10 protein-coding genes are annotated in these 25222 nt (G+C 75.1%); 7 read left to right on the forward strand and 3 right to left on the reverse strand.

The annotated features are described in order from the left end of the window. Window positions 1-73: 73 nt before the first annotated feature. From KO717_RS04920 to KO717_RS04945, 6 genes are all read left to right on the forward strand, one after another. The gene (locus KO717_RS04920; RefSeq protein ID WP_301364627.1) at window positions 74-1120 is read left to right on the forward strand and encodes a helix-turn-helix transcriptional regulator; all 1047 of its coding nucleotides are present in this window, start codon (window positions 74-76) and stop codon (window positions 1118-1120) included. Between the two features lie 88 nt (window positions 1121-1208). Beyond that, window positions 1209-9053, forward strand: a complete 7845-nt coding sequence (locus KO717_RS04925; protein ID WP_301364628.1) for a non-ribosomal peptide synthetase — start codon at window positions 1209-1211, stop codon at window positions 9051-9053. Further along, window positions 9050-19564 (forward strand): amino acid adenylation domain-containing protein, encoded by a 10515-nt coding sequence (locus tag KO717_RS04930; protein WP_301364629.1) that lies wholly within the window; start codon window positions 9050-9052, stop codon window positions 19562-19564. Before KO717_RS04925 ends, KO717_RS04930 begins: the two co-directional genes overlap by 4 nt. Before the next feature lie 80 nt (window positions 19565-19644). Then, window positions 19645-19845 (forward strand): MbtH family protein, encoded by a 201-nt coding sequence (locus KO717_RS04935; RefSeq protein ID WP_030014258.1) that lies wholly within the window; start codon window positions 19645-19647, stop codon window positions 19843-19845. A gap of 84 nt (window positions 19846-19929) precedes the next feature. After that, window positions 19930-21261 carry an MFS transporter gene (locus KO717_RS04940; protein ID WP_301364630.1) on the forward strand — a complete coding sequence of 444 codons (1332 nt, stop codon included), beginning with the start codon at window positions 19930-19932 and terminating at the stop codon, window positions 21259-21261. 175 nt (window positions 21262-21436) lie between these two features. Then, complete coding sequence (locus KO717_RS04945; RefSeq protein WP_301364631.1) at window positions 21437-21685, forward strand: hypothetical protein; 249 nt, start codon at window positions 21437-21439, stop codon at window positions 21683-21685. A gap of 92 nt (window positions 21686-21777) precedes the next feature. On the opposite strand, the gene KO717_RS04950 is transcribed toward KO717_RS04945, so the two are convergent. Further along, window positions 21778-22290 (reverse strand): hypothetical protein, encoded by a 513-nt coding sequence (locus KO717_RS04950; protein ID WP_301364632.1) that lies wholly within the window; start codon window positions 22288-22290, stop codon window positions 21778-21780. Window positions 22291-22387: 97 nt separating this feature from the next. Then, window positions 22388-23431 carry a helix-turn-helix domain-containing protein gene (locus KO717_RS04955; protein WP_301364633.1) on the reverse strand — a complete coding sequence of 348 codons (1044 nt, stop codon included), beginning with the start codon at window positions 23429-23431 and terminating at the stop codon, window positions 22388-22390. 246 nt (window positions 23432-23677) lie between these two features. Between KO717_RS04955 and KO717_RS04960 the strand changes: the two genes are divergently transcribed. Further along, window positions 23678-23905 (forward strand): response regulator transcription factor, encoded by a 228-nt coding sequence (locus KO717_RS04960; protein WP_030016799.1) that lies wholly within the window; start codon window positions 23678-23680, stop codon window positions 23903-23905. Here KO717_RS04960 and KO717_RS04965 read toward each other — a convergent pair. Continuing rightward, window positions 23899-25200, reverse strand: coding sequence for an MFS transporter (locus tag KO717_RS04965; protein ID WP_301364634.1), 1302 nt, complete (start codon window positions 25198-25200; stop codon window positions 23899-23901). The genes KO717_RS04960 and KO717_RS04965 overlap by 7 nt on opposite strands. Between the last annotated feature and the right edge of the window lie 22 nt (window positions 25201-25222).

The raw sequence follows: 25222 nt of genomic DNA on the forward strand, positions 1-25222 counted from the left end.
CTCTACCGGGAGTTCGCAGAACACGGCCCCCCTCCGGAGAAGCCGGCTGCTCGCCCGGGCGGAGCCCGCCGCCATGGCCCGAACCCTCGGCGCCCTCGTCTCCAGCGGCCTGGTCCAGGAGATGGGCCCCGACCGCTTTGCAGCCACCAACCCCACCGACGTGTCCGCGCGGTTGCTCAAACGGTGGGAGGAACGCGTCCCGGGGGCCCAGCTCGACCTGCTGCGCATGCGGGGGCAGCTCGCGGAACTGGCCATCGTGCACGCCGCACGCCAACGCACCCTGGAGGGGCCGCCGCTGGAGCGCGTCGAGTCGGCGGCCGAACTCCAGCGTGTCCTCGACCGGCAGTCCGCCGCGTGCACGCAGGAGGTGCTCTGCGCCCAGCCGGGCGGCCCCCTGCCCGAGGCCGGACTGCGCCGCGCCCGTGCCCGGCACCGGGACCTGCTCTCCCGTGGCGTCCCCGTACGCACGCCGTACCAGCACTCGGCCCGCTTCGACCCGCCGACCGTGCGGTACGAGGCGGAGCTGGCGGCTCTCGGGGGCGAGGCGCGGACCGTCTCCGGCGGCCTGGCCCGGTGCCTGGTCTTCGACCGGTCCCTGCTCGCCCTCCCGCTGCCGGAAACGGCGGGCGGGGCCCTGCTCGTCCGCAGCCCGGACCTGGTCGCGTTCGTCGCCGAGATGTTCGACCTGCTGTGGGCGACGGGCGAACGCATCGGCAAGCCGCGCGAGAAGGCCTTCATCCAGGACGTCGCCGACCAGGCGAAACGCTCCGTCCTGCAGCACCTGATGCAGGGCGACGACGACCGCGCCACGGCCCGCGCCCTCGGCATCTCGGTGCGCACCTGCCAGCGCCACGTCTCCGCCGTCATGCGTCAGCTCGGCGCGACGAGCCGCTTCCAGCTCGGCTACCTGGCCCACCGGCACGGGCTGCTCGGACCCGACGGCCCAAAGACCACCCGCACGGACGTGCCGACATCGATGTCAGGCGGCCCGGTGCCCGCGCCCGCTCCGCCCGGATCCCCGGGGTACGCCGTGGACCGCGGTACCTGGATCCAGCTGTCACGGGATCGCGGTACCGAAGACTTCTCCGAGCGGATCGGGCGTCGTCAAGAGGCGTATTAGTGGGACTTTCGGGACCGTCCGGCCGTCGCGGACAGTGGCCTCACGTCGTCGTTGATCGACCGATCCGACTGAGGAGACTGACCACCGCATGGCCACTCACGACCGCGGGCCGCTGCCCCTGACCCCGCCGCAGAACGGCGTCTGGTTCGCACAGCAGCTCGACCCCACCCGCCTCGACTACACCATCGCCGAGTACCTGGAGATCCGCGGGGCGGTGGATCCGGAGCTGCTCGCCGAGGCGGTGCGCACGACGGTGGCCGGAACCGAGACGCTGTGCGTCCGCTTCGCCGAGGTGGACGGAGTGGTGTGCCAGATACCCGCCGGTCCGCCGCCGCTGCGGATGGAGACGGTCGACGTCAGCGACCACCCGGACCCGGACGCCGAGTCCGAACGGCTGATGCGCGCCGAGCTGGCCCGGCCCACGGACCTGGCGACCGGTGACGTGAGCCGTCACCTCCTCGTGCGGACCGGTCCGGCGACGTACCGCTGGATGCAGGGCTACCACCACCTCGTCGCGGACGGGGTCACCGGCTCGATCCTCGCGCGGCGGACCGCGGAGGTGTACTCGGCGCTGGTCGCGGGAGAGCCCGTACCGGCCCCCGAGAGCACACCGTGGGAGCGGATCGTGGCCGGGGAGGAGGAATACGCCCGCTCCGAACGGTTCGCGGCCGACCGCGAGTTCTGGCGTACGCGGCTGGAGGGCGCCCCCGAGCCCGTGTCCTTCACCGGCAGCGTCCCGGCACCCGCGTCCGGTACGGCGGTACGGGTGAGCGGCGAGCTCGACCCCGCCGATGCCCGCACCCTGCGCGACGCCGCGCGCCGGCACGGCACGCGCTGGTCGGCGCTGGTGATGGCCGCGGCCGCCGCCCACCTGCACCGCGCGGGCGCCACCGAGGACGTGGTCCTGGGCCTGCCGGTCACCGGCCGCACCACCCCGGAAGCCCGCCGGACACCCGGCATGTTCTCCAAGGTCCTGCCGCTGCGGCTGGCGGTGACCGGCGACACCACGATCGGCGAACTGCTGCGCAGCACCTCTGCCGGTATCAAGGAGGCCCTGCGCCACCAGCGTCACCGGATCGAAGCGATCACCGGAACCGGGCCCCGGCTGTGGGACGCCGCCGTCAACCTCATGTCCTTCGACTACGAGCTGTCCTTCGCCGGTGCTCCCGCCTCCGCGCACAACCTCTCGGTCGGCCCGGTGGAGCACGTCTCCCTCAACGTCTACGACCGCGGCGGCGACAGCCCGCTGACCGTGCAGGCCGAGGGCGACGCCGCCGACGTCGGCCCGGACGAACTCGACGCGCTGCGCGTGCGGTTCACCCGTTTCCTCGTCGCGCTCGCCACGGCCGACGACGGGACCACGGTCGGCTCGCTGCCCTTCCTCACCGCCGAGGACGAGGAGCGCCTCGCCGCCTTCGCCGAGGGCGGCGCCGACCCGGCGCCCGGCGACGGGGCGCTGCACACGCTCTTCGAGCAGGAGGCGGCGCGCTCACCCGAGAAGGTCGCCGTGATCTGCGCCGGCCAGGAGGTCACCTACCGGGAACTCGACGCCTGGGCCCAGGACATCGCGGACCGGCTGCGGCCGGACGTGGAACCGGGCACGCCGGTCGGGGTGTGCGTGGAGCGCTCGCCCTCGATGGTCGCGGCCCTGCTCGGCGTCCTGAAGGCGGGCGGCTGCTACGTACCGCTCGACCCCGGACTGCCGCCGGAGCGCATCGCCTACATCGTGCGCGACGCAGGGCTGCGCACGGTCGTCGCCGGGCCGGGCGGCCTCGGCCGCCTGCCGCACGACCTGCCGTCCGTGGTCGACGCGGGAGCCGTGACCGGCGGGATCCGCGGCGGCGGCGACCGGGCGGGCGCAGCGGTGCCGGCGGCGTCCGCCGCGTACCTGCTGTACACCTCGGGCAGTACGGGCGAGCCGAAGGGCGTCGTCGTCCCGCACGGGGCGGCGGTCGATTTCGTCCGCGGCCACCTCGCCCTGTGCGGCGCGGGCGACCGCGACGGATCCCGGCGCACGGAACGGTTCCTCGGCTTCGCCTCGCTGTCCTTCGACGTGTCGGTCCTGGACGTCTTCGGCGCGCTGCTGAGCGGTTCCACCCTGGTCCTCGCCACCGACACCGAACGGGTCGACGTCGACCGCCTCCAGGCCCTGCTCGCCGAGCACGCGGTGACCGTCGCCGACCTGCCGCCGGCACTCCTGCCGCTGCTGGACCCGGCCGCGCTGCCCGCGCTGCGGTTCCTGTCCACGGGCGGCGAGGCCCCGTCGGGTGACGCCGTCGACCGCTGGGCGGCGGACGGCCGCGAGGTCTGGAACGCGTACGGGCCCACCGAGGCCGCCGTGTCCGTGACCATGCACCGGGTGGTTCCGCCCTCGCACGGCCGGATCCCGCCGATCGGCCGTCCCATGGCCAACCACCGCGCGTACGTGGTCGACCGAGCGCTGCGGCTGCTGCCGCCGGGAGCGACCGGCGAGCTGTGCGTGGCTGGGGCCGGTCTGGCCCAGGGGTACGCCGGGCGCGCCGCCATGACGGCCGACCGCTTCGTGCCCGATCCCTTCTCCGGTGTTCCCGGTGCGCGGATGTACCGGACGGGCGACCTCGTGCGCTGGTCGGCGCGGGGCGAACTGGAGTTCCTCGGGCGGGTGGACCGACAGGTCAAGATCAACGGACACCGGATCGAACTGGGCGAGATCGAGGCGGTGCTCGGCCGGCAGCCCGCGGTGGGGCAGGCCGCGGTCGTGGTGCACGCCCCCGTGGGCGGAGCCCGGCGGCTCGTCGCCTTCGTGGCGCCGCCGGGCGACGGCGGCCCGGCTCCCGAACCGGAGCTGCTGGCAGCCGAGTTGGGGCGGGTGCTGCCGGGCTACATGGTGCCCCGCACCTTCGTGGCGGTGGACCGGCTGCCCCTCACCCCGGGTGGCAAGGTGGACCGCGCGCGGCTCCACGTACCCGAGGCCGCGGACCGTCCGGAGCGCCCCGAGCGCGCGTACGGCGCCACCGAGCTCACCCTCGCGGCGCTGTTCTCCGAGGCGCTCGGCACCACCGCCACCCCGGACGACAACTTCTTCGAGCTCGGCGGCGACAGCATCGCCGCGCTCGGCCTGACCAGCCGGGCCCGGGCGCGGGGCTTCTCCTTCACCCTGCGCGAGGTGTTCGCGCACAAGACGGCGGCCGCACTCGCCGCGGCCGTCGGCGACCCGGGCCACGGAGCCTCCCAGGCCGCCGGTGCGGCCGTCCCGGAGCACGGTCCGTTCCCCGCGACCCCGGTCATGCGCTGGCTCCTCGACGGTCCGGGTCCGGCCGGGCGGTTCAGCCAGTCCATGGTGCTGGCCCTGCCGGAGGGCGCGGACGACGCGACGCTCGTACGGGTCCTGCAGTCGGTGGTGGACCGGCACGGGGCGCTGCGCCTCGGCGTGGCCGCCGGACCGGAGGGCCCGCTGTGCACGGTCGGCGAGCCCGGTTCGGTCGACGTGTCCCGGCTGTACCGCACCGTCACGGTGACGGGGTCGGACGGGTCCGCCCGTGCCGCGATCGTGGCGCAGGCGGCTCGGGAGGCGTCCGGACAGCTGGACCCGGCGTCCTCAGTGATGCTGCGGGCGGTCCGCTTCGACGCCGGCGGGGCGTCGCCGGACCGGCTGCTCCTGTGCGTGCACCACCTGGCCGTGGATGGGGTGTCCTGGCGGATCCTGGCGGCGGACCTGGCCGCGGCCTGGGAGGCCGCCGTCGCCGGGCGTCCGCTTCCGGCCGCGGACGGGGAGGTCCCGTTCCGTGCGTGGGCCCATCACCTCGAACTCCTGGCGCGTTCCCCGGAGGTACTCGCCGAACTCCCCTTCTGGCGCTCGACGCTGGAGCCTTCCGAAGCCGGACCGGGCGCGCGGGAGCCGTGGCACCGGGTCCCCGACCCGGTGCGGGACACCGCGGGCACCACCCGCACGGTGGAGCTCGCCCTGCCCGCCGAGGTCGCCGGCCCGCTGCTGGCCGAGGTACCCGGCGCGCTGCGCACCGGTCCGGCCGAGGTGCTGCTCGCGGGGCTGGTCCTCGCGGCCCACCGCCTGCGCTCCCCCGGTACCGCTCCGGAGCCGTTGCTGGTCGACCTGGAGGGCCACGGCCGTGTCGACCGCACCGGCCGCCACGACCTGGCGCGCACGGTCGGGTGGTTCACCACCCAGTACCCGGTCCGGTTCGACCTGGACGGCCTCGACCTGGACGCGGCGGCCCGGGGCGGCGACGCCCTCGCCGAACTGGTCGCGCGGATCCACACCGCGGTCGCCTCCGTACCGGACCACGGCACGGGCTTCGGCCTGCTGAGCCGGCTCGATCCGCGGAGCGCCGCGCAGCTTTCCGGACTCCCGCGCCCCCGGGTCCTGTTCAACTACCTGGGCCGGTTCTCCGGCGGGGACGAGGCGCCCTGGAGCCCTGCCCCCGAGGCGGGCGGACTGCGGGCCGACGTGGATCCGGCGATGCCCGTCGAACACGCCCTGCAGATCGACGCCCTGGCCGTGGACGGCGCCGACGGCCCCTCCTTCAGCGCGGTCGTCACCCATCCGCGGGCCCTGCTGACCGACGCCGAGGCGGACGCCCTGGTGGCGGCCTGGGGCGAGGCCCTGCGCCTGCTGGCCGGCTGGACGGGCGCCCCGCGCCCGCGCCGCCTCACCCCCCGCGACCTGCCGCTGGTCCGGCTGACGCAGCCGGAGACGGACGCGCTGGCCGCGCGCTACGCGGGCCTCGCCGACGTGCTGCCCCTCTCGCCGCTCCAGGAAGGCCTGTTCTTCCACTCGGCCTTCGACACGGGTGCGTTGGACGCCTACACCGGCCAGATCGTCCTCAGCCTGGACGGCTCCCTGGACGCGGACACCCTGCGGGCGGCCTGCGACCGGCTGCTGCGCCGCCACACCGCGCTGCGCTCCGCCTTCACCGACCAGGGTCTGGACCGGCCGGTACAGATCGTCGTCGAGTCCGCCGGAGCGCCGTGGGAGTCCGTGGACCTGGGCGCACTCGGGTCCGCGGACCGGCAGCGGGAGTGGGAGCGGCTGCTGGCGGCCGACCGGGCCCGCCGCTTCGACCTGGAGCGGCCGCCGCTGGTGCGCTTCACCCTGGTCCGGTTCGGCGCGGACGAGCACCGGCTGGTCATGACGAACCACCACATCGTCTGGGACGGCTGGTCCTCGGCGGTGCTGCTGCGCGACCTGCTCACCGGGTACGCCGAACACGCCGCGTCCCACGAGCCCGGGGGCACCGGCCCCGTCGCGGAAGGGGTCCCGTACCGCTCGCACCTGGACTGGCTGGCCTGCCAGGACGACGGCGCCGCCGAGGCCGCGTGGAGCGGTGCGCTCGCCGGGCTGGAGGAGCCGACCCTGCTGGGCGCGGCCGACCCGAACCGGATCGACGCGCTGCCCGAGCGGGTCTCGGTGGAGCTGTCGCCGGAGCTGACGGCACGGCTCACCGCGCGGGCCCGTACCGCGGGCGTCACCCTCAACAGCGTCGTCCAGGGCCTCTGGGCTGTGCTGCTGGGCCGGGTGACCGGGCGCGACGACGTGGTGTTCGGCGGGACCGTCTCCGGGCGGACCGCGGACGTCGCGGGCATCGAGGACATGGTCGGCCTGCTGATCAACACCCTGCCCGTGCGGTTCCGGATCCGGGAGGGCGAGCCGCTGCTGGCCGCGCTCGCCCGGTTCCAGGACGAGCAGGCGGAGCTGATGGACCACCAGCACGTCGGGCTCGCCGGCATCCAGCGGGCGGCGGGGCTGGGCGCCCTCTTCGACACCACGGTCGTCGTCGAGAACTATCCGCTCGACCTGGAGTCGATGCGGGACCTGGCCGGCGGGCCGCGGCTGACCGGGGTGGAGGGCTCGGACGCCACCCACTACACCGTCAACCTCATCGTGCTGCCCGGGGAGCGGCTGCGGCTGCACCTCGACCACCGCACGGACGTCCTCGACGCCCGGACGGCGCGCAGCCTGGGCGAGGCGCTGGAGCAGCTGCTGACGGCCGTCGCCGACGCCCCCTCGACCCCCGTCGGGGAGGTGGACCTGCTCTCGGAGGAGCAGCACCGGCTGATCCGGGAGTGGAACGCCACCGCCGTGCCCGTCCCCGGCACCACGCTGGTGGAGCTGTTCGCGCAGCAGGTGGCCCGGACGCCCGGCGCACCGGCCACCGTCTTCCGCGGCGAGCGCCTGTCGTACGCCGAGCTCGACGCCCGTGCCGAGCGGCTGGCCCGCCGGCTGTGCGCCTTGGGCGCCGGTCCGGAGCGGATCGTCGCGGTCGCCCTGCAGCGCTCCACCGAGATGGTGGTCTCGCTGCTGGCCGTGCTGAAGTCGGGGGCCGCCTACCTGCCGGTGGACCCCTCACTGCCGACGGACCGGATCGCGTACCTGCTGTCCGACGCCGAACCCGTCCTGCTGCTCGCGGACGACGAGGTGGCGGCGGCGCTGCCGGCCGCGGCGGACCTGCCCCGGCTGGATCCGGGGGCCGTCCACGACGGGACCGCCGGTGCGGCGGCCGGGCCTGCGCCGCTGCCCTCGCACCCCGCGTACGTGATCTACACGTCCGGGTCGACGGGGCGGCCCAAGGCCGTCGTCGTGGAGCACTCCGCCATCGTCAACCGGCTGCTGTGGATGCAGGACCGGTACCGGCTGGGCGCGGACGACCGGGTGCTCCAGAAGACCCCGTTCGGCTTCGACGTCTCGGTGTGGGAGTTCTTCTGGCCGCTGCTGACCGGCGCGGCCCTGGTGGTCGCCGAGCCCGGCGGGCACAAGGACCCCGCCTATCTCACCCGGGTGATCCAGGAGGAGGCGGTCACCACCGTCCACTTCGTCCCGTCGATGCTGGCCGCGTTCGTGGAGGATCCGCAGGCGGGCCGCTGCCGGTCGCTGCGCCGGGTCGTGTGTAGTGGCGAGGCCCTGCCGGAAGAGCTGAAGAACCGGTTCCTCGACGTACTCGACGTGCCGCTGCACAACCTGTACGGGCCTACGGAGGCGGCCGTGGACGTCACGCACTGGGACTGCCTCCGCGAGGAGAGCGGGCCCGTGCCGATCGGCCGGCCCATCTGGAACACCTCGCTGTACGTGCTCGACCCGCGCGGGCGGCCCGTCCCGGTGGGCGTCGCGGGCGAGCTGTTCCTGGCGGGCGCGGGCCTGGCCCGCGGGTACCTGCGCCGCCCGGCGCTGACCGCGGAGCGCTTCCCGCTGGACCCGTTCGGCCCGCCGGGCTCGCGCATGTACCGCACCGGCGACCTGGCCCGCCACCGGGCCGACGGCTCGGTGGAATACCTGGGGCGCACGGACGACCAGGTGAAGATCCACGGCTTCCGGATCGAACTCGGCGAGATCGAAACGGCGCTGGGCCGCCTCCCCGGTGTCGGGCGGGCCGCGGTCGTCGTCCGCGAGGACGTCCCGGGCGAGCGCAGGCTCGTCGGGTACGTCGTCCCGGAGGCCGGGGCGGACCCGGCCCCCGACCCCGGCCCCGACCCGGATGCGATGCGCGCCGAACTGGCCCGCTCCCTCCCGGAATACATGATTCCGGTGCTCGTTGTCGTGGACGGGCTGCCCGTCACGGCGAACGGCAAGCTCGACCGCAGGGCGCTCCCCGCGCCCGCCACGGCGGCCGCCGCCACCGGGTACGAGCCGCCCGCCGGGGAGACCGAGGAACTCGTCGCCCTGGTGTGGGCCTCCGTACTGGACGCCCCGCGCATCGGCCGCCACGACGACTTCTTCGCCCTCGGGGGGCACTCGCTGAGCGCCACCCGCGTGGCAGCCCGGCTGCGCCAGTCCCTCGGCCTGGACCTGCCCCTGCACACCCTCTTCGAACAGCGGACCGTCGCCGCCCTCGCCACCGCCGTCGAGACGGTGCTGCTGGCCGAACTGGAGGCCGAAACGGCCCCGTTCGCCGCCACCGCCGACGCCGTTCCTTCACTCGTACTTCAGGGAGAGACCTCGTGACCACCCAGGAGAGCCTGCCGGCCACCGGCACGGACAGCCGCCTGGCCGCCGCCCGGGAACTGCTGCGCCGCCGGGTGCGCGCCGCGCTGGACGACTCGGCGGCCGGTCCGGCCACCGCGGCGGCACCGGCACCGGACGCGGCCGCCGACGGCCTCGGCGCCGAGCCCGTCGCCTCGTTCGCCCAGGAGCGGATGTGGCTGGTGGACCGGATGATGGACGGCACCCCCGGCTATGCGATCCCCGAGGTCGTGCGGCTGCGCGGCCCGGTCCGCCCCGACCTGCTGCGCCGCAGCCTGACGGCCGTGGTGGCCCGCCACGCACCGCTGCGCACCGTCTTCGAGGAGCGCGACGGCGCCCCTCACCCGGTGGTCCTGCCCGCGCCGGCGGCCGTCCCGCTGCCGGTGCTGGACCTCGGCAGCGCCCCCCTCCCCGAACTGGAGGAGCGGGCCCACGCCCTGGCCCGGGAGGAGGTCCGCAGACCCTTCGACCTCGCGGCGGGCCCGCTGCTGCGCGCCCTGCTGATCCGGCTGGGCGCGGAGGACCACCTGCTGGTGCTGGTGGTCCACCACATCGCCACCGACGGCTGGTCCATGGGCCTGCTCTGGCAGGAGTTCTCCGAGGGCTACGCGGCCCTGCTCGCGGACCGGCCCCTCCCGCAGGCGCCGCTCCCCCTCGACTACCAGACGTACGCCCGTACCCAGCGCGACCGGTTCGCGAGCGGCGCGATGAACGGCCGGCTGCGCTGGTGGGAGGAGTGCCTCGCCGGGCTGGAACCCCTCGAACTGCCCGCCGACCGGCCCCGGCCCACCCGCCGCAGCGGCGACGGCGCGAGCCTGGACTTCACCCTCGACGCCCGCCTCACCGCACGGCTGCGCGGCATCGCCGAGAGCGCCGGCGCCACCCTGTTCATGACCCTGCTGGCCGGCTTCCAGGCGGCCCTGGCCCGCTACGCCGGCCGCACCGACATCGCCGTCGGCACCCCGGTGGCCGGCCGCGACCGGGTGGAACTTGAGCCCCTCGTCGGGTTCTTCGTCAACACCGTGGTGCTCCGGGCCGACCTGTCGGGCGACGCCGGGTTCCGCGAACTGCTCGGCCGGGTCCGCCGGGCGACGGTGGACGCGTACGACCACCAGGAGGTGCCCTTCGACCGGCTGGTGGAGCACCTGAGCCCCGAGCGGGTCGGCGACCGCAACCCGCTCGTCCAGGTGATGTTCGCGTCGGCCCCGGACGAGACGGCCGGGCTGCGGCTGCCGGGCCTGAACGCCCAGACCGTGCGGACCGACTTCGGCGGATCGCTCTTCGACCTGAGCGTCTTCGTCTCCGAAGGCGCCGAGACCTGCTCCGGCTCCCTCGTCTTCGACACCGACCTGTTCGACCCGGCCACGGCCGGACTCGTCCTCGGCCACTACCTGGAGCTGCTGGCCTCCGCCGCCGAGGAGCCCGACCGCCCCGTGGCCGAGCTGCTGCCCTCCGCCCCGACCGCGGCCCGGCTCGCGGCCGAGGGCCACGGCGCGGTCCGCCCGGACCTGGCCCCGGCCACCCTGGTGGAGCTGTTCGCCGAGCAGGTCCGGCGCACCCCCGGCGCCGAGGCCGTGGTCTGCGGCACGGACCGCCTCACCTTCGCCGCACTCGACTCCCGCTCCGACCTGCTGGCGGCCCGGCTGACCGCGGCCGGGGTGGGGCGCGAGACCCCGGTGGCCCTGCTCATGGAGCGCTCGGTCCACCTCCCGGTGGCGATCCTGGCCGTCCTGAAGGCCGGCGGGGTCTACGTCCCGCTCGGCGAGGGGTTCCCCGTCGCGCGGCTGCACTGGATGCTGGAGCGGACCGGCGCCCGCCTGCTGCTCGCCGATCCGGCGACGGCCGGCCACGAGGCGGCCCGTACCTCGCCCGTACCGGTGCTCGACGTGAGCGCCCCGGCGGAGGAGGATCCGGGCGCCGCGGCGGTCCCGTACCCGCCGTGCTCGCCGGACCAGCTGGCGTACGTGATGTACACCTCCGGTTCCACGGGCGAGCCGAAGGGCATCGGCGTCACGCACGCCAACGTCGCGGCGCTCGCCCGCGACACCGCCTTCGGCGCCGCGCACCGGCGGGTGCTGGCCCACTCCCCGCTGTCGTTCGACGCCTCGACGTACGAACTGTGGGTGCCGCTGCTGTCCGGCGGGCAGGTGGTCATGGCGCCGCCCGGCCGGGTGGACACCGCGGCCCTGGCCGCTCTGGTGGAGGAGCACCGGATCACGTCGATGTTCCTCACGGCCGCCCTGTTCAACCTGGTGGTCGAGGAGTGCGTGGAGCTGCTGACGCGGGTGCGGGAGGTGTGGACGGGCGGCGAGGCCGCCTCCCCGCACTCCTTCGCCCGGGCCCTGGAGCAGGCCCCGGAGACCGTGCTGGTCAACGTCTACGGGCCCACCGAGACGACCACCTTCGCCACGGGCCACCGGCTGGACCCCCGTGCCGGCGCCGTCGTGGACGGCCGGATCCCCATCGGCACCGCCCTGGACGACACCCGCCTGTACGTCCTGGACGAGCGCGGCCGCCCGGTGCCGCAGGGCGCCGTCGGCGAGCTGTGCATCGGCGGCACCGGCGTGGCCCGCGGCTACCTGGGCCGGCCCGGTCTGACCGCACGGCAGTTCACCCCCGACCCGTACGGCGCCCCCGGGGCCCGGATGTACCGGACGGGCGACCTGGCCCGGCGGCGCCCCGACGGCACCGTCGACTACCTGGGCCGGATCGACCAGCAGGTCAAGATCCGCGGGCACCGGATCGAGCCGGGCGAGATCGAGGCCGAGCTCGCCCGCTGCCCGCAGATCGGGCACGCGGCGGTGGTGGTCCGCGAGGACACCCCCGGCGAGCAGCGCCTCGTCGCCTACGTGGTGCCCTCGGACGGGCAGGTGGCCGACCCGGCCGAGCTGCACCAGGTCCTCGCGGCGCGGCTGCCCGCGTACATGCTGCCCTCGGCGATCGTGCCGCTCGCGGCCCTGCCGGTGACCCCGAACGGCAAGCTGGACCGGCGTGCGCTGCCCGCCCCGCCCGAAGAGGGGGTGCGCCGGGCCGAGTTCGCCGCACCGGCCACGCCGACCGAGGAACTCGCCGCGACCGTATGGGGCGAGGTCCTGGGCACCGGGCGGATCGGCCGCCACGACGACTTCTTCGCGCTCGGCGGCCACTCCCTGCGGGCCACCCGCGCCGTGTCGCGGCTCGGTGCCCGCCTGGGCGCCGGCGTGCCGCTGCGGCTGCTGTTCGAGCACCCGACGCTGGAGCGGTTCGCGTCGGCGCTGGACGCCCTGCGCGGCGACGGCCCCGGCACCACCACGCCGGCGACCCCCGTCACCGCGATCGGCGCCCGGCCGGCCGGAGAGCCCGCGCCGCTGTCGTTCGCGCAGCAGCGGCTGTGGTTCCTGGACCAGCTCCAGCCCGGCCGGCCCGACTACAACATCCCCGTCGCGGCCCGGCTGCGCGGCCCGCTGGACGCCGACGCGCTGGCCGCCGCGCTGTGCGCGGTGGTGACCCGGCACGAGGTGCTGCGCTCGCGGATCACCGAGGGCCCGCGCGGCCCCGTACAGACCGTGGAGGCTCCGGAGGTCTTCGTCCCGGTCCGGACCGACCTGGGGGACCTGCCCCCCGAGGAGGCCCGCTCGCGGGCGCTGGGCCTCGCCCACGCGGACGCCGCCGCCCCCTTCGACCTGGGCTCCGCTCCCCTGCTGCGGGCCCGTGTGGTGCGGGTCGCGGACGACGAGCACCTCCTCGTCCTGGTCCTGCACCACACCGTCGGCGACGGCTGGTCGATGCCGGTGCTGTGGCGGGAGCTGTCCGGGGCCTACGCGGCCCTGCGCCGCGGCGAGCGTCCCGAACTGCCGGAGCTGCCGGTCCAGTACGGGGACTTCGCCCACTGGCAGCAGCGTCGGCTGGCGGACGGCGAGGCCGACGCGGGCATCGCCCACTGGCGGGCGGCCCTGAGCGGCCTCCCGGCCCTGGAGCTGCCCACCGACCGGCCGCGGCCGCAGGTGCGTTCGGGCGCGGGCGACGCCTTCGTCTTCGAGGTCCCGGCCGAACTCGCCGAGCGGCTCGGCGCTCTGGCCCGCGAGCGCGGTGCGACCCTGTTCATGGTGCTGCTGGCCGGCTTCCAGGCGCTGCTGGCCCGCTACACGGGCCAGGCGGACATCGCGGTGGGCTCGCCCATCGCGGGCCGCGACCGCACCGAACTGGAGCCGCTCGTCGGCTTCTTCGTGAACACCCTCGTGCTGCGCACGGACCTGTCCGGCGACCCCGCCTTCGGCGAGCTGCTGGGCCGGGTGCGCGGGACCGCGCTGGCCGCGTACGAGCACCAGGACGTCCCCTTCGACCGGCTGGTGGAGGAGCTGCGGCCGGAGCGCGACCTCAGCCGCAACCCGCTCTTCGACGTGCTGTTCCAGCTGCACCCCGAGCAGCTCGACGCGCTGCCGCTGGACGGTGTGGAGGTCGAGAGCCTGGACACCTCCAACGGGACGGCCAAGTTCGATCTCAGCCTCGCGATGACCGAGCACCCCGGCGGTCTGACCGGCACCGTCCAGTACGCGACGGACCTCTTCGACCGGGCGACGGTCGAGCGGTTCGGCGCGCACTACCTGCGGCTGCTGGCCGGCGCCGCCGAGACCCCCGACGCGCCGCTGTCCCGGCTGGACGTGCTGTCCCCGCAGGAGCACGCCGCCCTGCTCGGGGAGGAGTCCGGGCCGCGGGCGGACCGGCCGGCGGCCCGGACCCTGCACTCCCTGGTGGCGGAACAGGCGCGGCTGCGGCCGGACGCCCCGGCCGTCACCTGCGAGGGCATCACCATCGGCTACGCGGAACTCGACGCGGCCGCCAACCGGCTGGCCCACCGCCTGCGGGAGCTCGGGACCGGCCCCGAGAGCCGGGTGGCCGTACTGGCCGGGCGCGACCCGCGCATGCTGGTCTGCGTCCTCGCGGTCCTGAAGGCCGGCGGCGCCTACGTGCCCCTCGACGCGGGGCATCCGGCCGAGCGCATCCGCACGGTCCTCGCCGACAGCGGTGCCCACCTGGTGCTGACGGCGGGCCTGCCGGGCGGGCCGCCCGCGGACCTGACGGGCGGCCTGCCCGTCCTGGACCTGGACGCCGAGCGGGAGCTGGTCGACGCGCTGCCCGCGACGGAGCCGGCCGCCCCCGCCTCCCCCGCGCACCTCGCCTACCTGCTGTACACCTCCGGGTCGACCGGCCGCCCCAAGGGCGTGGCCGTCACGCACGCCGCGATCACCGGCTATCTGTCGGCGCTGGCCTCCACCTTCGCTCTCGGCCCCGACGACGTGGTGCTCGCCCGTACGGCGCTGACCTTCGACCCGTCGGTACGCGACCTGTTCGCCCCGCTGACCACCGGCGGGCGGATCGTGCTGGCCTCGCAGGACGAGGCCGGGGATCCGGACGCGCTGGCCCGGCTGCTGCACGCCGAGGACGTGACGGCGCTGCTGTCGATCGTCCCGTCGATGCTGGAGCCGCTGGTCGCCGCCGCCTCCGCCGGCAAGGGCGCGGCCCCGGCGCTGCGGCTGGTGATGACCACCGGTGAGGCGCTGACGGCCGGGCTGGCCCGCGCCGCGCACACCCTGGGCGTGCCCGGCCGGCTGCGGCTGGTCAACCAGTACGGTCCGACGGAGTGCACCAACACCACCACGTACCACGTGGTGACGGACGCCGACATCGAGGCGGGCCGCATCCCCATCGGGCGGCCGCTGCCCGGCGCCCGGGTGCTCGTGCTCGGTGAGCACCTCGAACCGCTGCCCCGCGGCGCGGTCGGTGAACTGTTCATCGCCGGACGCGGGGTGGCCCGCGGCTACCTCGGCGATCCGGCCCGTACCGCCGAGGCGTATCCGCCGGACCCGTACGGGCCGCCCGGCGCGCGCATGTACCGCACCGGTGACCTGGCGCGGCTGCGCTCCGACGGCGTGCTGGAGTTCCACGGCCGCCGCGACAACCAGGTCAAGGTCCGGGGCCACCGGATCGAACTCGGCGAGGTCGAGGCCGCCCTGCTGCGCCACCCCGACGTGGCCCGGGCGGTGGCCGCCGCCCACGGCGAGGGCGCCGACCGGCTGCTCGCCGCGTACGTGGTGTGGCGGGACGGGAGCGGTGATCCGGCCGCCGTACTGGACTTCGTACGCGCGGCCCTGCCGGCCGCGATGGTGCCCTCCGCGCTGGTGGTGCTGGACGCGCTGCCGCTGACCCCGAACGGGAAGACCGACCGCAGGGCGCTGCCCGCGCCGGAGTCCGGTTCGGGCGGCGGGCACCGGGCGCACGTCGCCCCGCGCACACCGCTGGAGCGGACGGTCACCGAGGTCTGGGAGGAGGTCCTCGGCGAGGGCCCGATCGGGGTCCGTGACCACTTCTTCGAACGCGGCGGGCACTCCTTGCGCGCCACCCGGGTCATCTCCCGTCTGCGCGCCCTGCTGGAGCTGGACATCCCGATGCAGCTGCTCTTCCGCCACCCGGTGGCCGAGGACCTCGCACGGGCGCTGGCCTCGCTGGGCGCGGCGGGCGCGACGGGACCGGCGATCCCCGCGCTGCCCGAGGGGCCCGGCCCGCTGTCCTTCGGCCAGCAGCGGCTGTGGCTGCTGGACCGGCTCCAGCCGGGCCGGCCCGACTACAACATGCCCGGGGCCGTACGGCTGACCGGGGAGCTCGACACCGACGCTGCCCTGGGGGCGCTGACGGACGTCGTCGCCCGGCACGAGGTGCTGCGCTCCCGGATCGAGGAGACCGCGGAAGGCGACGCCGAGGGGGCCTTCGGGGCCCGCGTCGTGCCCGGTCCGGCCTCGATGTTCGCCCCCGCCTTCACCGACCTGTCGGAGCTGGGTGCGGCGGCGGCCGGAGAGCGGGCGCGGGAGCTGGCGGCGCACGACGCGGCGCTGCCCTTCGACCTGGCCGCGGCCGGCCCGCTGCGGGCGCGCCTGGTACGGATCGCCCCGCGGGAGCACCTACTGGTGATCGTCGCCCATCACATCGCCTTCGACGGATGGTCGGTGGGGGTGTTCTGGCGGGAGTTCTTCGCCGCCTACCGGGCCCGCACCGTCGAAGGGGCCGAGCCGCTGCCGGAACTCACGGTCTCCTACCGCGAGTTCGCGTCCTGGCAGCGCGAACGGCTGAGCGGCGACGCGCTCGCGGGCACCCTGGACCACTGGCGGGAGCGGTTGGCCGGGCTCGCCCCGCTGGACCTGCCCACCGACCGGCCCCGGCCGGCCGCCCCGTCCGGGCGCGGCGAGCAGTTCTCCTTCGAGCTGCCCGAGCCTCTGCTGCGCGGGCTGCGCGACCTGGGGCGCCGGCACGACGCCACCTTGTTCATGGTGCTGCTGGCGGGCTTCCAGGCCCTGCTGGCCCGCTGGTCGGGCAGCGAGGACGTGGCGGTGGGCTCCCCCATCGCGGGCCGCGACCGCACCGAACTGGAGCCGCTCATCGGCTTCTTCGTCAACAGCCTGGTGCTGCGCACCGACCTGTCCGGCGACCCCGCTTTCGGTGAACTGCTGGACCGGGCCCGGGAGACGGCCCTGGGGGCCTACGCCCATCAGGAGGTGCCGTTCGAGCGTCTGGTGGAGGAGGTCCGGCCGGAGCGCGACCTGAGCCGCAACCCGCTGTTCCAGGTGATGCTGGTGCTCGACGAGGAGGCCGCGAAGCCGCCCGCGCTGCCCGGGCTGGCCGTCGAACCGTTCTCGCTGGCCAGCAGCGCATCCAAGTTCGACCTGTCGCTGTACTTCGTCGAGGAGGAGGGCACGCTGCGCGGCGAGGCCGTGTACGCCACCGACCTCTTCGACCGGGCGACCGTCGAGCGCATGACCTCGGCGCTGGCCGAGCTGCTCACGGCCGCGGTGGCCGATCCCGCGACCCCGCTGGGTGCGCTGCCCCTGATGGGCCCGGCCGAGGAGCGCCGGATCCTGCGCGCGGGCGCCGGGACCGCCGGGCCGGCCGCCGGGCGGCCGCTGCCGGTGCTCGTCGGTGAGCAGGCCTCCCGTACCCCGGAGGCCGTCGCCGTGGACGACGGGGAGCGCAGCCTCACGTACGCCGGACTGTGGGAGGTCTCGGGCCGGCTGGCCCGGGAGCTCGCCCGGCTGGGCGTGGGGCCGGACACGGCGGTGGCCGTGTGCGCGGAGCGCTCCGCGCTGCTGCCGGCGGCGCTGCTGGGCGTGCTGCGCTCCGGCGGCCTGTACGTGCCCGTCGACCCCGGGTATCCGGCCGACCGGATCGGCTACATGCTCGCGGACAGCGGCGCCCGGGTGATGGTGGTGTCGGGGCTCTCCGGCGCCGCGCAGGCACCGGACGGGGTCACCGTGGTGGACCTCGACGCCCTGGCCGGGGACAAGAACGCCCGGGCCGACTTCGCTCCCGTGCGGCTGGAGGCGGAGCAGCTGGCGTATGCCCTGTACACCTCGGGCTCGACGGGACGCCCGAAGGGGGTCACCGTGCCGCACCGGGCGCTGGCCAACTTCGCCCGGGACATGGTGCGCAGGCTGGAGCTGACGGCCGGTGACACGGTCGCGGCCGTCACCACCGCCTCCTTCGACATCGCCGTGCTGGAGCTGCTGGTCCCGCTCGCGTGCGGGGCCACCGTACGGGTCGTCGACCGGGAGACCGCACGGGACGGCACTCTGCTCGCGAAGGAGCTGGACTCGGCGCCGGTCACGGTCGTCCAGGCCACTCCGGCCACCTGGCACCAGCTGATGGAGTCCGGCTGGCAGGCGCCCCGCGTACGGGCGCTGTGCGGCGGCGAGGCGCTGCCGCCGGCCCTGGCCGAGCGGATGCGTACGGCGCTGGGCTCGGTATGGAACGTGTACGGGCCGACGGAGACCACCGTCTGGTCCACCGCGCACCGGCTGTCCGGACCGGTGGGCGACGGGCCGGTGCCGATCGGCTCGGCGCTCGCCAACACCCGGCTGCACGTGCTGGACGCGGGCCTGCGCCCGGTGCCGGTCGGCGTGTTCGGCGAGCTGTACATCGGCGGCGACGGGGTGGCCCGCGGCTACCACGGGCGGCCTGCGCTGACCGCGGACCGGTTCGTGCCCGATCCGTACGCGGCGGGCGAACGGCTGTACCGGACGGGTGACCTCGTACGACGGCTCGCGGACGGCGGGCTGGAGTACCGGGGCCGGGCCGACGGACAGGTGAAGGTGCGCGGCCACCGCATGGAGCTCGGCGAGATCGAGTCCGCGCTCGCCCGCCACCCGCGGGTGCTGGCGGCGGCCGTGGCCGTCCACGGCACGGGGGTGGACGCGGTACTGGCCGGCTACGTGACCTGGCGGGACGAGGCGGGCGACGTGCGCGAGCTCGGCGACTTCCTGCGCCAGGACCTGCCCGAGTACATGGTCCCGGCCGTCCTCACCGCGCTGGAGCGGCTCCCGCTCACCCCGAACGGCAAGCTCGACCGCAAGGCGCTGCCCGCCCCTTCGGCGGACGCGGCGCGCGGTGACGGCCCGGGGCGGATCGCCCCGCGCGACACGACCGAGCTGCGGATGGCGCGGCTGTGGGAGCAGACCCTGGGGACGGCCCCGATCGGGGTCCGCGACGACTTCTTCGCGCTCGGCGGGCACTCGCTCAAGGCCTTCGCCCTGATGGCGGCCGTACGCCGGGAGTTCGGTGTGGAACTGCCGCTGAACCTGGTGTTCCGCCGGCGCACCGTGGAGCTGCTCTGCGAGGCGCTGCCGGACGCGGGGGCGGCCGCCGCCAGGCTGCTGGTCCCCCTGGCCGACGGGGACCCGTCCCGGCCGCCGCTGGTCCTCGTCCACCCGCGGGGCGGTGACGTCGTCTGCTACCGGGACCTGGTGCGGGACCTGTCCGCCCGTCCCGGGGGCGACCGGCGGATCCTCGGCCTGGAGTCGGTGGGCTACAACACCGGCGAGACCCCGCTGGAGCGCGTGCCCGAGATGGCCGAGCGCTACCTGGCCGCGCTCCGCGAGGAGCAGCCGCACGGCCCGTACCTGCTCGCCGGCTGGTCGTTCGGCGGGACGGTGGCCTACGAGATGGCGGCCCGGCTGGAGGCCGCCGGTGAGGAGGTCGCCTTCCTCGGCCTGATCGACGCGGCGGCGCCGGGCGCGGCGCCCGGCAGCCGTTGCGGTACGGACGGCGGGGCGGGCGATCCGGACCTGCTGCGGTACGGCATCGCCGCCGGGATCGACGCCGGCTCGGCGCGCGAACTGGACGAGGAGGAACTGCTCGACGTCCTGGTGCGCCGGGGCCGCGAGGAGGGCACCCTCCCCCGGACGTCCCCCACCCGGGCCCTGCGCAGACTGCTGCGGGTCGCCGAGGCGAACGGGGTGGCCTCCGCGGCCTACCGCACCGACGCCGTACTCGCGGTCGGCCTGCACCTCTTCACGGTCGACGAGCGCCACCCGGAGCTCGCGACCCCGCTGGTGGACCCGGCGGCCTGGCGGCCGCGCACCGCGGGCGCGGTCGTACGGGCCGCGGTCCCGGGCAACCACCACGACCTGGTGGATCCGCCGCACTGCGCCGCCCTGGCGGAGCTGCTGGCCGCGGCCCTGCCTTCCTGACCCTCCTGGCGCCCCTGGCGCTCCTGCACCACCCGACTCCGAAGACCCTTCCGCATCCCTGATCCATCGAGGAGAACACCGTGAACGACTCGTCCCCGCAGCAGTACCTGGTCGTCGCCAACGACGAGGAGCAGTACTCCCTCTGGGAGGCCGGCCGGCCCGTCCCGCTCGGCTGGCACGACCAGGGCGTGCGCGGCACCAAGGAGGAGTGCCTCGCGCACATCGAGCGGGTGTGGACGGACATGCGCCCGCTCAGCCTCCGCGTGAGCATGGCCGGCTGACCCGACGATCCCCGGGCACCACGCCGCCCGGCAGACCCCGTCGCGGGCTGCCGGGCGGCGCGGCGGTGCCGGAAGGAACCCCGTATGACCAGCTCGTACACCGGCGGCTCCGCGTCACCGCGCCGCCGCACCCCGCTGGCCGCCCTGGTGGCGGCCTCCGGGATCTCCTCGCTCGGCATGGCGGCGACCCTGGTCGCCGTGCCCTGGTTCGTCCTGCACAGCACCGGCAGCGGCACCCGGACGGGGCTCGTCGCCACCGCCGAGGTGCTGGGCCTGCTGTGTTCCGCCGTGCTCGCGGGTCCGGTGGTCGACCGGCTGCCCGTACGCGCGACGAGCATCGCAGCGGACCTGCTGACGGCCGCCTCGATCAGCCTGATCCCGCTCCTGCACGCCGCGGGCGCCCTGCCCCTGCCCGTGCTGATCGTCCTGGTCTTCCTGGTGGGGGCCGCCCGCGGACCGTCCGACACCTCCAAGCAGCTGCTCCTGCCCGGCGCGATGCGACGCGCGGGCATCACGGCGGAGCGGGCCACGGGAGCGGTCGAGGGAGCCCGCCGGATCGGCATGATGGCGGGGGCACCGCTGGCCGGTCTGCTCATCGCGGCCGCCGGCCCCGTGCGCACCCTGTACGCGGACATGGCGGCGATGGCGCTGTGCGCCCTCCTCGTGGCGGCCCTGGTGCCGGCGGCGGCCCGCCCCCGCCCGGCCGGGGGTGGGGCGCCGCGCGGCTCCTATGTCCAGGAACTGCGTTTCGGGCTGGGCCAGTTGCGCAGGGACCGGCTCCTGGGGGCCATGGTGGGCGTCCTGATGCTGACCAACGCCCTCGACGGGGCGCTGAACGGCGTGCTCTACCCGGCGTACGGGGCCCAGGTGCTGCGCAGCAGCGCCCTGTTCGGGGCGATGGTGACCGCCATGGGGGCCGGCGCGCTGCTCGGGGCGGCCCTGTACGGCTGGGCGGGCCACCGGATGCCCCGGCGTACGGCCTTCGTCGGGGCCTTCGTCCTGGTCGGGGCGGTGCGGTGTGCCGCGCTGGCCGCCGAGCCCGGGGTGCCGGTGCTGCTGGGCGTACTGGCCCTGTCCGGCATCGGGTCGGGGATCGTGGGTCCGCTGATGATGTCGGTCGCCTACGAGCGGGTGCCCGAGGCGGTGCGGGGGCGGGTCTTCGGTCTGCTGACGGCCGCCGCGCTGGCGGCGACGCCGCTCGGGATGCTCGGTGCGGGGCTGGCCCTGGACGTCTCGGGGCTGGTGGCGGCGCTGCTGGGCACGGGGGCGCTGTACCTCGCGGTCACGCTCACCCCGCTCGTCTTCCCGGTGTGGCGGGAGCTCGACGCGCGGGGCCCGGCGGAGCCCGCGGCGGCACCGGCCGGGCATGAACAGGGCTCCTTGGCCGCCGCAGGAGCGGGATTGCTGACCGAATAGGTCGGAGTTGAGGGTATTTGCGGCCCCTCACCATCGCGCCAGGCAGCTTGATGAGCAGCCTGATCGATCACCGAAGTGCCCCCGGCACGGCAAGGTTGGTCCTGCACCGACCGGCGCGGACGGCCCACAAAGCGGTTCGCGCCCACACCAGACCGCTCGTACTCCTGGGGATCCCATGCTCAAGCGTTACGTCATCGCCCTGTCCATGGCCGCGTCCGCCCTGCTGCTGCCCGCGGCCGGCGTCGCCCAGGCCGCTGACGACACCTCGGCCGCGACCACCGTGACGACCAGCACGGGGGGCGAGGGCGGCACCACCACCCAGACGCCGCGTCAGATCGTGGCGCCCGGCGGCCGGGTGGTGACGGTCGGCACCACGCTGGGCGGCCGGACGCGTGACACGGCCGACAGCTCCTGGGGCGGCTGATCGCACCGGCCCTCAAGGGCCGCGAAAAGGCGGGGAGGGAGGATCGCATCGCGATCCTCCCTCCCCGCCTTTTCGCCCACCGCGCCTCTTCGTCAGTCACCCGTACCGCAAAGCGAGATGACGGCGTACTGCGCCTGCGGCGCACCGACGCACCGGCGCGACCACCGGGCCGGTACGTACAGCACCTCGCCCGGCAGCAGCCTGCACTGGAAGGACTCCGGCCGGCCGCTCTCGCCGGTCCCGGTCAGCTGCCAGGTCACGGCGCCGGCGATCTGGTGGATCAGCAGGTGCTCCCGGTCCCCGGGCTGACCGGTCCACACGGCGTCCACACCGGTGCCCGGCGCGGACCCGGCCGTCTCCACCCGGTCCAGCCGGACGGACAGGCCGGTCAGGGCGGCCAGTTCGGTGGTGAACCGGTCCGCCTGCGCCGGGCGCACACCGCCACCCGCCGGTCCCGCCCCGGCGTCATCGGGGTCACCGAACGCCGGGTTGTCGTACTCGGGCCACAGCACACCCGGCGCCCGGTCCAGGTGGACCGAGAGGAACAGGACGATCTCCCGCAGGTGCGGGGCCTCCCGTTCGCAGGCTTCATCCGGCATGTCCATCACGTGCCCCTCTTGTTCGGCGGCTCCACAGCTCCCATCCCAGCAGCATGCGACACGCCCGCCGACCGCGACAGACACGAGAACACGTGACACCAGGTCAGGAGTGCTGTACGGGCTGTCCCGGCTCGCCGCCCGCCTCGGCCTCCGGCGCCAGCAGGCCGCGCGCGGCGGCGGCCACCCCCGCCTGGAAGCGACTGCCCGCGCCCAGCTCCTGCATGATGTCGGCGATGTGGCGCCGGGCCGTGCGCAGCGACATGCCCAGACGTCGCGCGATGGCCTCGTCCTTCAGCCCGGCCGCGAGCAGCCGGATGATCGTCTCGTGGATCTCGCGGGCCACCTCTTCGAGTCCCTGGCCCGCCGCGGCCGAGAACGGCGAGGCCAGGTCCCAGGTCTGGTCGAAGATGTTGCACAGGTACGCGACGGTCGACGGCTCCCGTACGACGACGGCGCCCCAACTGCCGTCGGCGACGGGTATGAAGGCCAGTTCCCGGTCGAAGGCGATGAGCCGGCCGAACAGTTCGTGCGCGGTGCGGTACTGCGCCCCCAGGACGGAGGTGGCCGCGACGTAGGCCTGGCTCGGTCCGTTGAAGCGGGCCGTGTGGTGGTACAGGGTCCGGATGGAGATCCCCCGCTGGAGCATCGTCTCGTCCCGCCGCAGCGCCTCCTGCATCGCCTCCGGCACCCGGCTGCCGCCCCCGGGCTGCGAACTGAGCATCTCGGTCGTGCAGTTGAGAGAGGCCCGGTTGAGTGCCCCGCGCACGTCCTCCAGGCTTTCCAGGACCTCCAGCGACTCCCCCGTGGAACGGCGACCCAGGTAGTGCGGCAGGAAACGCCCCAGATCCTCGCGGATCCCGCTGATCGCCTGCTGCTGGTCGCGGATCTGCGCCTCCAGGGGCGCGACGAGCTGCTCGGCGGCCGTGTCCGGGGCCACCGCGAAGGCCACCGACGGGTCGATCGGGCTCACGTGCAGCAGGCGGGAGGCGCGCAGGCGTGACACGCTGCGCCGGACCTCGTCCGCGTCGAGTCCCGTACCGGCGGCCACGGCGTCCACGTCCACCGTGCGGTGTTCGAGCACCCAGCCGTAGACATCGATGTCAACATCGGCTTTCTTCGGATCCGGCACCACGTCAGATGTTTGCATTGCCCCACTTAGCCCTTTTCACCCCGGGTCGCTTTACTGCCAGGCACTTTGGTGAGGTGCCCGCCCCCTGGCGCCAGGATATGCAGGGCGAAAGGCTGTACCGGACGAACAGCGGCGGGTGTCCGGCCACTTCAGGCCCCGGACGTCCGAAACGGTGCGGTCACGCTCAGCGTGATCGCACCGTCACCGGGGGTGCCGGACCCCGCCGCTCCCCCTTCATCCTCGACCCGGAATCCGGAGCCCCACATGCTGCACACCACCCTCACCGCCCGCGCACCGGAGCTGCCCGCCCTGACCCCCCGCGAGCAGGAGGTCCTCGCCTACCTCGCGCAGGGGGACACGTACCGGATGATCGCCTGCCGGATGGGGCTGAGCCCGCACACGGTCGACACCTACCTGCGCCGGCTGCGCAGCAAGACCGGCGCGGTGAACCGGACCCAGCTCACCCACATCGCCTTCCGGCTGGGCTACTGAGCCGGTCGCGCGGCCGTGGCCCCGGCCCCCGGGGCATCGTCTTCGAACTCGCGCATCCGCCGCAGCGGGGAGCAGAGCAGGACCAGCGGGGCCGCCGACAGGGCGGCGGCGCAGAGCCACAGGGCGTTGCGCACGCCCAGCAGTTCACCGAGGAGTCCCGCCAGCAGGCCGCTCAGGGGCAGTACGCCCCACACCAGGAAGCGCATGGTGGCGGTCATCCGGCCGAGCAGGTGCGGCGGGCAGACCGTCTGCCGGTAGGTGACCTGGCAGATGTTGTACAGGGTGACGCCGGCCGACTGGACGAGCGACCCGAGCACGAACAGGCCGATCCGCCAGTCGTCGTCGGCCAGCGGGAGCAGCAGCCCGAAGGGCATGGTCACCAGCAGGGACAGCCACGTGAGCCGGGCCGCGCCGACGGCCCGGGTCACCCGGTCCGCGGCGGTGGCCGCCAGCACCGAGCCGATGGTGGCGGTCGTCAGCACCCAGCCGACGGCCGCGGGCGGCAGCCCCACGGTGCGGGTCAGGAAGAGCACCTCGATGGCCATCACCGCGCTGAGGAACAGGTTCACGGCAGCCGTGTTCAGGGCGATGAGCCGCAGGATCCGGTGGCTCAGGACATAGCCCAGCCCCTCGCGGATGTCGCGCAGCAGGTGCCGGCGCGGGGCGGGCTCCGGCTTCTCCTCCCGGGCCCCGATCCGCCCCAGAAGGACCACGGACACCAGTGAGGTGACCGCCTGCCCGGCCAGCGTCCCGGCCGCGCCCAGCAGTTGCACCAGGAAGCCGGCGATACCGGGACCTGCGAACTCGGCCCCCGAACGCACCGTCTCCAGCTTCGAGTTGCCCGCGATCAGCGTGTCCTTGCCGATGAGGGTCGGCAGGTAGCTCTGATCGGCCACGTCACCGAACAGCCGGGCGCAGCCGAGCAGCAGGGCCACCGCGTACAGCAGCGGCATCGAGTGCAGGTCCAGCAGGTAGGCCACCGGCAGCGCCGTCAGCAGGACGGCGCGCGCCAGGTCGGCGGCCATCATCACGCGGCGCTTGCGCATCCGGTCGACCCAGGCCCCGGCGGGCAGTCCCAGCAGCAGGAAGGCCGCGTGTTCCGCGGCGGACAGCAGACCGGCCTGCATCGCCGAGGCGTCGAGGGTGAGCACCGCCATCAGCGGCAGGGCCACGTACGTGATGCTGCCGCCCAGCTCGTTGCAGATGTGCGAGGACATGAAGAGACGGAAGTCCCTGCGCCGGCGGCGCTCGACGCTCTGGGCGGAATCGGTGGACTCGTCGGTGGTGACGGACACGGGTGCGTTCCTTGTCTGGTCG

The organism is Streptomyces xanthophaeus, from assembly GCF_030440515.1.
GTDB classification, from domain to species: Bacteria; Actinomycetota; Actinomycetes; order Streptomycetales; family Streptomycetaceae; genus Streptomyces; species Streptomyces kutzneri.

Bases quoted from the DNA above. Each gene is read 5' to 3' on its own strand.
- KO717_RS04920 (WP_301364627.1), top strand. From the start codon at position 74: ATGGCCCGAACCCTCGGCGCCCTCGTCTCCAGCGGCCTGGTCCAGGAG.
- KO717_RS04925 (WP_301364628.1), top strand. From the start codon at position 1,209: ATGGCCACTCACGACCGCGGGCCGCTGCCCCTGACCCCGCCGCAGAAC.
- KO717_RS04940 (WP_301364630.1), top strand. From the start codon at position 19,930: ATGACCAGCTCGTACACCGGCGGCTCCGCGTCACCGCGCCGCCGCACC.
- KO717_RS04945 (WP_301364631.1), top strand. From the start codon at position 21,437: ATGCTCAAGCGTTACGTCATCGCCCTGTCCATGGCCGCGTCCGCCCTG.
- KO717_RS04950 (WP_301364632.1), bottom strand. From the start codon at position 22,290: ATGGACATGCCGGATGAAGCCTGCGAACGGGAGGCCCCGCACCTGCGG.
- KO717_RS04955 (WP_301364633.1), bottom strand. From the start codon at position 23,431: ATGCAAACATCTGACGTGGTGCCGGATCCGAAGAAAGCCGATGTTGAC.
- KO717_RS04960 (WP_030016799.1), top strand. From the start codon at position 23,678: ATGCTGCACACCACCCTCACCGCCCGCGCACCGGAGCTGCCCGCCCTG.